This window comes from Amycolatopsis sp. cg5, from assembly GCF_041346955.1.
GTDB lineage: Bacteria > Actinomycetota > Actinomycetes > Mycobacteriales > Pseudonocardiaceae > Amycolatopsis.
Map to the genome: position 1 here is coordinate 3,081,471 of NZ_CP166849.1, position 11,492 is coordinate 3,092,962.

Here is an 11,492-nt window from a genome sequence, read left to right on the forward strand (position 1 = left end):
AGTGATGGGCTTGCGCGCCCACAGATTTGTCCTGCCCGAGGTGTCCTTCTGATGACCCTGACGGCTGAAAGTTCGCTCTTTACCTGCAACGCCGAGCTGACCGTCGCGCCCTCCGCGGCGCCGGTCGCCGACCGCGCGCTCTTCTGGTCCGGTCTCGGGGCCAGCGAGCGCACCCTGCTCGACATCCTCGCCGAAACGACCGCGAAGCACCCCAACGCGGGCGCCATCGACGACGGCACCACCGTGCTGACCTACCGCAAGCTCGGCGAAGAGATCGACGCCTACGCCCGCCTCCTGCGCGAGGCCGGTGTCGGCGTCGGCGACCGCGTCGGCATCCGGATCTCCTCCGGCACCGCCGAGCTGTACATCGCCATCCTGGCGACCCTGACCGTCGGCGCCGCGTACGTCCCGGTCGACGCCGACGACCCCGAAGAGCGCGCCGAGCTGGTGTTCGGCGAGGCCGAGGTCGCCGCGGTCGCCACCGACGGCCGCACCATCACCGTCCACGGCACCCCTGGCGGCCGCACCGGCACGCCCGGCCCGTCCGAGGACGCCTGGATCATCTTCACCTCCGGTTCGACCGGCAAGCCCAAGGGCGTCGCGGTCACGCACGGCTCCGCGGCCGCCTTCGTCGACGCCGAAGCCCAGCTCTTCCTCACCGAGGAGCCCATCGGCCCCGGTGACCGCGTGCTCGCCGGCCTGTCCGTCGCGTTCGACGCCTCCTGCGAAGAGATGTGGCTCGCCTGGCGCTACGGCGGCTGCCTGGTGCCCGCGCCGCGTTCGCTGGTGCGCACCGGCGTCGACCTCGGCCCGTGGCTGGTCGCGCAGCAGATCACCGTCGTCTCGACCGTCCCGACGCTGGCCGCGCTGTGGCCGGCCGACGCGCTCGAGGACGTCCGCCTGCTCATCTTCGGCGGCGAAGCCTGCCCGCCGGAGCTGGCCGAGCGCCTCGCCGTCGAGGACCGCGAAGTCTGGAACACCTACGGCCCCACCGAGGCCACCGTCGTCGCCTGCGCCGCGCAGATGACCGGCGAAGGCCCTGTTCGCATCGGCCTCCCGCTCGCGGGCTGGCAGCTGGCCGTCGTCAACGAAGCGGGCGAACTCGTCGGCATGGGCGAGACCGGTGAGCTGGTCATCGGCGGTGTCGGCCTCGCGCGCTACCTCGACGCCGAAAAGGACGCCGAGAAGTTCGCGCCGCTGCCGTCGCTCGGCTGGCAGCGCGCGTACCGCAGTGGCGACATGGTCCGCGCCGAAGAGGAAGGCCTGCTGTTCCTGGGCCGCCTCGACGAGCAGGTCAAGCTCGGCGGCCGCCGCATCGAGCTGGGCGAGGTCGACTCCGCGCTCCAGTCGCTGCCCGGTGTCCAGGGCGCGGCCGCCGCGATCCGCAAGACCAAGGCGGGCAACCAGGTTCTCGTCGGGTACGTGGTCCCGGCCGAGGGCGTCGAGTTCGACCAGGACGACGCCGCGACGCGGCTGCGTGACCAGCTGCCCGCCGCGCTGGTGCCGCTGCTCGCGCTTGTCGACGACCTGCCGACCCGCACCTCGGGCAAGGTCGACCGCAACGCGCTGCCGTGGCCGCTGTCCACTGTGGACGCCGCGTCGTCCGGGCTGTCCGCCACCGAGGCCTGGCTGGCCGAAGGCTGGGCGGAAATCCTTGGCGTGTCGGTGAAAAGCGCCAAGGCCGACTTCTTCTCCAACGGCGGCGGCAGCCTCACGGCCGCGCAGCTGATCGCCCGGATCCGGACCCGCCACCCGCAGGTCTCGGTCAACGACATCTACCAGAACCCGAAGCTCGGCGCGCTCGCGTCGATGCTGGACGCGCTGACCGGTCAGGAGACCGAGCGCCGCGAGATCGCGCCGACCCCGCGTCGCGCCGGCATCATCCAGAGCGCGCTCATGGTCCCGCTGATGGGACTCGTCGGCCTGCGCTGGGTGACCATCGCCGCGGCGCTGTCGAACATCCTGTCGCTGCTCGGTTTCGGCTGGGCTCCCACGCTGAACTGGGCGTGGATCGGGCTCGCCTGGGTGCTGCTGTTCAGCCCGGCCGGTCGCATCGCGATCGCCGCCGGTGGCGCGCGCGTGCTGCTGAGCGGGGTCCGCCCCGGCAGCTACCCGCGTGGCGGCAGCGTGCACCTGCGGCTGTGGACGGCCGAAAAGCTGGCCGAGTTCAGCGGCGCCGACTCCATCGCGGGCGCGTCCTGGATGACCACCTACGCCAAGGCGCTCGGCGCGCGGATCGGCAAGGACGTCGACCTGCACTCGCCGCCGCCGGTCACCGGTTTCCTGAAACTGGGCCGCGGCGCGGCCATCGAGCCCGAGGTCGACCTGACCGGGCACTGGGTGGACGGCGACATCGTCCACATCGGCGCGCTCCGGATCGGCGCCGACGCCAGGATCGGCGCGCGCAGCACGCTGTTCCCGGGCGCGCGGATCGGCAAGGGCGCGGAGATCGCGGCCGGGTCGACCGTCCGCGGCGCGGTGCCCGCCGGTCAGCGCTGGGCCGGTTCGCCCGCGGCGCGTGCCAGCAAGGAAGGCCTGAAGTGGCCGTCTTCGCGGCCGCCGCGGTCCCGCTTCTGGGCTTCGGTCTACGGTGCGACCTCGCTGGTGCTCGGTTTCCTGCCCGCGCTAGCCGCGGTGCCCGCCGTCGCGATCCTCGGCACCGCGATCGCCGGTGCCCCGTCGCTGGGAGCCGCGCTCGGCCAGGCGCTGCTGTTCGTGCCGCTCGCGACGATCGCGTACTTCGTGACGTACGCGCTGCTCGTGCTGATCGGTGTCCGCTCGCTGAGCGTCGGCATGGTCGAGGGCTACCACCCCGTCCACGGCCGGATCGCGTGGCAGGTCTGGGCGACCGAGCGGCTGATGGGGATGGCCCGCGAAGGCCTGTTCCCGTTGTACGCCAGCCTGTTCACCCCGGTGTGGCTGCGCATGCTCGGCGCGAAGGTCGGCCGCAACGTCGAAGCGTCGACCGTGCTCGCGGTGCCCAAGATGACCCAGGTCGACAGCGGCGCGTTCCTCGCGGACGACACCATGGTCGCCACCTACGAGCTCGGCCACGGCTGGCTGCACGTCGCTCCGGCGCGCATCGGCAAGCAGGCGTTCCTCGGCAACTCCGGCATGGCCGCGCCCGGCCGCTCGGTGCCGAAGCGCGGGCTGGTCGGCGTGCTGTCCTCGGCGCCGCTCAAGGCGAAGAAGGGCTCGTCGTACCTCGGCATGCCGCCGCTGCCGGTGCGCCGATCGGTCGGTGACGCCGACACGAGCCGGACGTTCACGCCCGCGTTGCACCTCAAGGCGATGCGCGCGCTGGTCGAGCTGTGCCGGATCATCCCGGTCATGTGCGGTGTCGCGCTGACCGTGCTGGTGATCGGCGCGGTGCTCGCGCTGGGTTCGGCGTTCGGGTTCGGCGTGGCCGCGCTGCTGGCCGGGCCGCTGATGCTGGCCGCCGGTGTCGTCGCCGCGCTGACCGCGACCGTCGTGAAGTGGACGCTGGTCGGGAAGTTCCGCGCGATCGAGCACCCGCTGTGGAGTTCGTTCGTGTGGCGCAACGAGCTGGCCGACACCTTCGTCGAGGCGCTCGCGGTGCCGTGGCTGATCGGGTCCGTCGGCGGCACGCCGATCCTGACCACCTGGCTGCGCACCATGGGTGTCCGCGTCGGCCGCGGTGTCTGGCTGGAGACCTACTGGCTGCCCGAGTCGGACCTCGTCAGCCTCGGCGACGGCGCGACCATCAACCGCGGTTGCGTTGTCCAGACACATCTCTTTCACGATCGGATCATGAGTATGTCTCCGGTCGCTCTCGAAGAGGGCGCCACGCTGGGCCCGCACGGTATCGTGCTGCCAGGGGCGAGTATCGGTGCTCGCACCACCGTCGGCCCGGGGTCCCTGGTGACCCGAGGCGACGCGGTGCCCGCCGACTCGCGCTGGCTGGGCAACCCGATTTCGGCATGGAAGGTGGATCGTCGCGGGTGATCTTCAAGGCTGCCGCTCCCGCTCCAGGTGCGGACACCTCCGGCGATTCCTATCTGCCCCGCCACGGTAACGGCGGTTATCGCGTCAAGCATTACGACCTCGAGCTGGACTACCGGATCGGACCGAACCGGTTGTCCGGCAAGGCTTCGGTGGTGTGTGTGGCCACCCAGGCGCTGTCGCGGCTCTCGCTCGACTTCGGGGAGTTCCGGATCAACCGGGTACTCGTGTCGGGCAAGCCCGCGCGGTTCACCCGTAACCAGCACAAGCTGAACGTCAAACCGCAGAAGTCGCTGCCGGTCGGCGCCGAGTTCACCGTCGAGGTGCACTACGTCGGCAACCCCAGGCCCATCGCGGGCATGTGGGGCGACATCGGCTGGGACGAGCTGACCGACGGCTCGCTCGTCGCGAGCCAGCCGATCGGCGCGCCGTCGTGGTTCCCGTGCAACGACCACCCGGCGGACAAGGCGACGTACCGGGTCGCGCTGACCACGGCGTCGCCGTACGCGGTGTTCGTGACCGGGAACCTGAAGTCGCAGTACACCCGCGCCAGCACGACGACGTGGGTGTTCGAGCGGACCGAGCCGACGCCGACGTACCTGATGAGCGTCCAGATCGGCCGGTACGACGAGTTCGAGTTCCCGCCGTCGCGGGTGATCCAGCGCGCCGGTGTGCCGCACCGGCTGCACCGGAACTTCGCGCGGGACTTCGGGCGGCAGGCCCAGATCATGGAATCCTTGGAGACCATGTTCGGGCCGTATCCGTTCGACGAGTACGTCATCGTGGTGACCGACGACGATCTCGACGACCCGATCGAAGCGCAGGGCATGTCGATCTTCGGCGCGAACCACGTCGACGGCCGCCGCACGCACGAGCGGCTGGTGGTCCACGAGCTGGCGCACCAGTGGTTCGGGAACTCGTTGACCGTGGCCGACTGGCGGCACATCTGGCTCAACGAAGGCTTCGCGACGTACGCGGAGTGGCTGTGGTCGGAGGAGTCCGGCGGGGCGTCCGCGCAGACGCTGGCGCGGTCCTGGTACACGCGGATGAAGGCGAAGCCCGCCGACCTGAAGATCGCGGATCCCGGCGTGGAGCGGATGTTCGACGAGCGCGTGTACAAGCGCGGGGCGTTGACGTTGCACGCTTTGCGGCACGAGATCGGCGACGACGCGTTTTTCGCGCTGGTGAAGGCTTGGGCGACCGAACACCGCCACGGCACCGTGACCACGCGCGAGTTCGTCGCCACGGCCGAGCTTTACGCCGGCCGCTCCCTGCGCGACTTCTTCCGCGGCTGGCTGGAAAGCCCCGTCATGCCCGCCCTGCCAGGACCGGGATAAAGCAGGCTTTACACCCGGGGATAAAGCCCGCTTTACTCCCGGATGTTTAGCGGGCTTTATCCCGGGGAGTAAAGCCCGCTTTATCCCGGGTTTCAGGCCGTGGCGTAGCCGTTGGTGTAGGCGTAGCGGATGGCTTGCGCGCGGTCGCGGCTGCCCGTTTTGGCGTAGATGCGGTTGATGTGGGTTTTGACCGTCGCCTCGCTGACGAACAATGCTTTCGCGATCTCGCGGTTGGTCTGCCCGGCGGCGAGCAAGCGGAGCACGTCGCGCTCGCGGGCGGTGAGTTCGTCGGCCTCGGCTTCGGTCGGCGCGGGAAGTTTCAGTGCCGCCGAGACGAGGCGGCGCTGGACTTCGGGATCGAGCACGGCCTGGCCCGCCGCGGCCGCGTGGATGGCGCGCCCGATTTCGTCGCGGGTGGCCGACTTCGTGAGGTAGCCGAGCGCGCCCGCGTCGAGCGCGCGCAGGATCGAGTCCTCGTCGGCGTAGGTGCTGAGGACCACGACCTGGGTTTCGGGATGGCCGTCACGGATCCGGCGAGTGGCGGTGACGCCGTCGCAGCGTGGCATCGCGAGATCCATGAGCACCACGTCCGGCTTCTCGGTCGCGACGAGTTCGGCCGCGACGTCGCCGTCCGGTGCCTGGCCGACGACCGTGATGCCCGGCAGTACCTCGATGAGCAGCGCCAGTCCTTCTCGGACAGCGGACTGGTCGTCCGCGACGACCACACGCACCTCGGTCATGACGGCACCTTGACCGAGACCTGCCAGCCGTCGCCGAGCGGGCCCGCGACGAGCGTGCCGCCGACGAGTTCGGCGCGTTCCCTGATGCCGGTGAGGCCGTAGCCAGCCCCGGTTCCGGTGAGCGGTCCGGCCGCGGACGCGGGATTGGTCACGGTGGCGGTCACTTCCTTCCTGGCATAGCCGAGTTCGACCGTGACGGGGGAGCCCGGCGCGTGCTTGCGCGCGTTGGTCAGCGCCTCTTGGACGGTCCGGTAGAGCGTCAACCCGGCGGCGGGCGGCAGTTCTCGCGGATCGCCGGTGATGCTCAGCCGGACGTTCTCACCGTCCACAAGGGACGGAAGCAGGTCCGGCAGCGAGACGGCGTCCTCCCGCAACGCCTGCACCGCGCGGCTGGTCTCGATGATGCCCTCCCGCGCGAGCCTGCTCGCCCGGTCGACACAGGCGGCGATCTTGGTCAGATCCTTGGTCTCGCTGTGCAGCATCGCGCCCGCCGCTTCGAGCTGCAGCGAAAGCGCGGACAGCGAGTGCGCCAGGATGTCGTGGATCTCGCGCGCGATACGGGCCCGTTCGGCCAGCGCCGCCGAATGTCGCGTCTCGGCGACCAGCATCTCGGCCTGTTCCATGCGCTTGAGGTACTGCCGCCGTGACGCCCCGGACAGCCAGACGCTCAGCAGTACCGCGCCCAGCACGGCCTTGCCGCCCCAGGAATCCCGGCCGAGCACCGCGGCGCCGACGGCCATCGCGAAGATCACCCAGCTGGTGGCCAGCGGCATGCTGAACCCGGCGATGAACATCATCTCGCACAGCAGCAGGGCGCCGAACAACGTCGACCCCGCGACGACCATCACGCCGCCTACCGTCGTCGTGACGAGCACCGCGGCCAGCAGCAGCCGCGGGGTTCCGGTCTGCGAGGAGAGCATGATCGTGGCGACCAGGCAGAGGTAGGCGAGCACGTAGCCGGCCAGCCACGGGGTGTCGGTGCCCGGCACCAGCCCCGCGATGACCAGGTAGCCCAAGCCCGCCGTGCCCAGCGCGCACCGGGCGTACGCGTGCCCGCGCGGGCGGGTGAACATCAGCGGCAGGAACACCCGATCAGCTTGCCAGCATCAGCGGCTCCCCGCGTCCATTCGCGGATGGAGACCGGGTGGACTTCACGGCGTGACGATCGCCGTCGCGACCCTGACCAGCTCGGCGATCACGTCGTCGAGCGGGATCCGGTAGCCCCCGGTCGCCCAGTGGAACACGAGCTCGTTGACCGCCCCGATCAGCGCGACCGCGCCGAGATGGAAGTCCCGGTCCCGCGCCTCGCCCCGGCTGACCGCACGTGCCGCCTCGGCCTCCAGCAGCATGACCCACCGTTCCCGCCAGGTGATCCGATGCTGTTCGACCGTCTCACTGACCCCGATGACCTCCACATAGGACAGCTTCGCCCACCGCGGATCCTTCGCGGTCGTGGTGATGTACGCCCGCACCGCGATCTCGATCCGCGTGGCCAGCGCCGCGTCCTCGGCCTCCGCCTTGCTGAACGCCTCGGCCACGGCCCCGACGGCCAGCTCCAGCACCCGCGTGTGCAAAGCGACGAGCAACGCCTCCCGGCTCGCGAACTCCTCGTAGAAGTTGCGCGTCGACACCGCGGCGGCCGCACACAGCTTCTCGATCGAGCTGGCCGCGTACCCCTCGGTCCCGAAAAGCTCCAACCCCGCGCTCAGCAACCGCTCACGCCGCTCGGCGCGGCGATCCTCCGCCGTCCGGCCCCCGTAAACCCTTTGCTCACCCACCCACCCACCTTAAGCGGTCCAACGCGCACGAACGCGGCCCATGTAACCGTCAGCGGAACAAAAGTGGCGTTTGTGTGGATTCGCGGTTATCCACAGGGCGAGGTCGCAGGCGACGCGAATGGACCGGCTGGCACGGGTTATCCACAGGCCTGAGCAAGGGGGCTAGCGGGATGGGGACGGGGCGCTGACGATCAAGGCGTGGTGAGAAAAGGTGAGTGGGCCGACAACTTCGAAGCCCTCTACAGTCAGAGCCGGTATGGCGTGATCACGATCGCCCGGCTCATCGAGCTCGGCGTACCGCGAAAGACCTGCTACGACCAGTGCAAGCCTGGGCGCCCTTGGCGGTTGTTGTTGCGTGGGATCGTGCTTCTCGGTTCATCGGCGCCGACGAGGCGACAGCTGGTGGAAGCCGCCCTGCTGTACGCACCCGAAGGATCGGTCGTGACCGGCAACGAGTCGTGCAGGAGTCATGGCCTGCTGAAGTTGCCGTCGCACGATCGCCGGGTTCATGTGCTCATCCCCGGCGAGCATCAGGTCTCCAGCGCGGAATTCGTCTTGACCGAGCGAACGAACCGGGTGCCGGAGCCGGTCATGCGCGAGGGTATGCCGCTGGCCCCCGTGGCGCGGTCCGTTCTCGACGCATGCCGTCGGATGCGTGCGCGTGATCCGATCGCCGCGTTGGTGAGCGAGGCGGTGCAGCGAGCCGAGCTGAGCCCGGCCGAGTTGCTCGAAGAACTGGCGAAGGGCAGCAACCGGGGCAGCGCGTTGGTGCGGGAAGTGCTGCTGAAGGTGCACGCGGGTGCCCGCTCGGTTGCGGAGATCGATGCGATGAGCGTCTGGCACAGGACCAAGTTGCCCGAACCGTTGTGGAACTTCGAACTGCGCACTGAGCGCGGTGAATACATCGGCACGCCCGACGGTTGGTTCGAAAAGGTCGGCCTGGCTTGGGAAATCGACTCGTACGACTACCACTTCGATCGCGCGGGGTACGCGAAAACGTTGGAGCGCAACGCTCGCTACGCCGCGGCGGGAATCAACTGCCTTCAGACGACACCGTCGCGGCTTCGCTCCGAGCCGGTGCTCGTGGCGGCCGAACTCGTGGCCGCGCATCTCGCCGCCTCACTCCGCCCGCTTCCGTCGGTCTTGGTGGTCGGCCGCCGCGGGTGATCCCACCTCATCGTCGGAACGAAAGTGGCTTTTGTGTCGCTCAGCGGAACGAACGTGGCTTTTGTGTGGATCGACCCCGCGAGGGGAGAGGTCCGATGTTTGCAGCTTTTGGGGGTGGTCAGGGTGGGGGTGGGTCTGGAAATATGCGGGGCGCTGGGGTGCGGCGGGCGGGAAACGTAGTATGAATCCGGAGGTTGTCAATGGGTGACGGACTCTCCAGGAGGGCTGTCCTGCGGGGTGCCTCGGTGGCCGTGGGTGCCGCCGCGCTCGGGGGACTCTGGGGAATCGGGGCGCCTCCTGCCTTCGCCGGGCCGAGCAGGCATCGGCGGGTCGTCGATGACGCGCGCATGGTGTGGAAGCGCTTACCGACGGGGTGGCAGGACGGGCCGTTCCTGGCGAACGGGTTTCTCGGGGTGCAGGTCTACAAGAGCCCGCAGGCGCAGACGCTCAAGTTCATGCTCAGCCACACGCAGGTACAGGACCAGCGGATCCAGTGGGAAGCCGGGATCGGGCTGTCGCGGCTGCCGATCGGGTACCTGACGCTCACGCTGGCCGGCGCGGTCACGAACGTCGATTGGGCGCTCGACCTGTGGAACGCCGAACTCGGCGGGACGATCACCACCACGCAGGGCAGCGTCGCGTTCTCGGCGTACGTGCACAACGACACGGGTGTGCTGGTCGTCGCGCTGGAGCCGTCGGCGGGGGAGGCCACCGCGGCCTGGGGATTCCAGCCGCTCGAGTCGGCCACCACGCGGACCATCCGGAAGCCGCCCGAGTACACCGCGAACCCGAAGCCCACGCTGGGCACGAGCGGGGCGACGCAGTACGCGGAGCAGCCGTTGCACGCCGGTGGCGGGTACACGACCGCTTGGCAGGAAACGAAAATCGGGACGCGGCGGCTGTTCGCGGCCACCGTCGCGTACAGCTTCCCGAAGGCGACGTCGACCGGTGACGCCGTGCAGAAGGTGCGGCAGACGCTGGCGACCAGGCCCGAGGTGCTCGTCGCCGATCATCGGCGGTGGTGGAACGCGTACTACCAGCGCAGTTTCATCTCGGTGCCGGACAAGCTGATCCAGCGGTTCTACTGGATCCAGCTGTACAAGATCGCGGCCGCGACCAGGGCGAACGCGCCCGTCGTGTCCGAATGGGGGCCGTGGTTCCCGGAGGTCGGGAACAGCTGGACCAACGTCTGGTGGAACCTGAACGTCCAGGTCACCTATCCGCTGGTCAACAGCACCAACCACGCCGAACTCGACGCGGTCACCGAGACCTTCCGCCGCGATCACGCGAACCTCGTGCAGTCGGTGCCGCCTGCCTACCGGGACGGCCAGACCTACGCGCTCTCGCATCCCGGTGACTGGCGGCTGCGGCCCGGTGGCACGCGCGCGGTCGGGATTCCCGGGCCGACCACCAAGAACGACCACACCGGCAACCTCACCTGGGGGCTGCACAACGTCTGGCTCGCGTACCGGCACTCCATGGACCAGCGCATCCTGCGTGACGTCCTGTACCCGACGCTGGTCAAGGCGCTCAACTTCTACCGCCACTTCCTCGCCATGGGCGACGACGGGTACCTGCACCTGCCGATGACCCGCTCGCCGGAGTACGCCGACGCGGCCGACTGCACCTACGACCTCTCGCTGATCCGCTGGGCGGCGAGCACGCTCATCGAGTCCGCGGCGACGTTGCGCGTCGACGATCCGCTCATCCCGGCCTGGCGCGAGATCCTCGCGAAACTCGTTCCGTACCACCAGACCCCGTCCGACGGGGTGCTGATCGGCGACGGTGTCCCGCTCGCCGAGTCACACCGGCACTTCTCGCACCTGTTGTGGCTGCATCCGTTGCGCGAGAAGCTGTGGGACCGTCCCGAGGACCGGGACATCATGATCCGCACCTTCACGCATTGGCAGAGCCAGCGGGTGAACTGGCACGGCTACAGCTTCGCGGCCGCGTCGTCGATGAGCTCGATCATGGACGCGCCGGAGGACGCGCTGACGTTCCTGCGGTTCTTCCTCGACCGGAACATCGTGCACGACACGCAGCTCACGCCGAACACGATGTACCGCGAGGGCTCGAACTTCGCCATCGAAAGCCCGATCACCGCCGCACAGTCCCTTGTGGACATGGTGGTGCAGGGCGCGGCCGGTGTGCTCAAGGTGTTCCCGTCGGTGTCGGCGAAGTGGGCGGAAGCGTCGATTTCCCAGCTGCGCACGGAAGGCGCGTTCCTGGTGGACGCGTCGCGCCGCAACGGGCAGACGGAATGGGTCCGCGTGCACAGTGCGGCCGGTGAACCGCTCACGCTGGATCACGGGATCACCGGCGCCATCGAGGTCCGTGATGAGTGGGGCCGTCAGCTGCCTTATCGCGTCGAGGGGCCGCACACGATCTCCGTGCCGCTCTGCGCAGGCAAGTCCGTGATCGTCAACCGGCCCGGTGCCAGGCCGGACCTCGAGCCGCGCGACGTCGCGGCATTGGAATCCACGCCCGCTTGGGGGCTTCCCGCTTAG

Annotated in this window: 7 protein-coding genes; 4 read left to right on the forward strand and 3 right to left on the reverse strand. The window is 69.5% G+C overall.

Annotation, left to right across the window (positions count from 1 at the left end; translation table 11 throughout):
• The first annotated feature begins 51 nt into the window (after nt 1-51).
• Complete coding sequence (locus tag AB5J62_RS14155; protein ID WP_370948657.1) at nt 52-3,966, forward strand: Pls/PosA family non-ribosomal peptide synthetase; 3,915 nt, start codon at nt 52-54, stop codon at nt 3,964-3,966.
• Nucleotides 3,963-5,300, forward strand: a complete 1,338-nt coding sequence (locus tag AB5J62_RS14160; protein WP_370948658.1) for a M1 family metallopeptidase — start codon at nt 3,963-3,965, stop codon at nt 5,298-5,300. Before AB5J62_RS14155 ends, AB5J62_RS14160 begins: the two co-directional genes overlap by 4 nt.
• Before the next feature lie 92 nt (nt 5,301-5,392).
• Here AB5J62_RS14160 and AB5J62_RS14165 read toward each other — a convergent pair whose 3' ends face one another.
• From AB5J62_RS14165 to AB5J62_RS14175, 3 genes are all read right to left on the reverse strand, one after another.
• Nucleotides 5,393-6,040, reverse strand: coding sequence for a response regulator (locus AB5J62_RS14165; protein ID WP_370948659.1), 648 nt, complete (start codon nt 6,038-6,040; stop codon nt 5,393-5,395).
• Entirely contained in the window at nt 6,037-7,128 is a 1,092-nt protein-coding gene (locus tag AB5J62_RS14170) for a sensor histidine kinase (protein WP_370948660.1), read from the reverse strand. Before AB5J62_RS14170 ends, AB5J62_RS14165 begins: the two co-directional genes overlap by 4 nt.
• A 63-nt stretch (nt 7,129-7,191) precedes the next feature.
• Nucleotides 7,192-7,818 carry a TetR/AcrR family transcriptional regulator gene (locus tag AB5J62_RS14175; RefSeq protein WP_370948661.1) on the reverse strand — a complete coding sequence of 209 codons (627 nt, stop codon included), beginning with the start codon at nt 7,816-7,818 and terminating at the stop codon, nt 7,192-7,194.
• 198 nt (nt 7,819-8,016) lie between these two features.
• Between AB5J62_RS14175 and AB5J62_RS14180 the strand changes: the two genes are divergently transcribed.
• Both AB5J62_RS14180 and AB5J62_RS14185 read left to right on the forward strand, forming a co-directional pair.
• On the forward strand, nt 8,017-8,985 hold the full coding sequence (locus AB5J62_RS14180) for a hypothetical protein (protein ID WP_370948662.1): 969 nt from the start codon (nt 8,017-8,019) through the stop codon (nt 8,983-8,985).
• A gap of 200 nt (nt 8,986-9,185) precedes the next feature.
• Complete coding sequence (locus AB5J62_RS14185) at nt 9,186-11,492, forward strand: hypothetical protein (RefSeq protein ID WP_370948663.1); 2,307 nt, start codon at nt 9,186-9,188, stop codon at nt 11,490-11,492.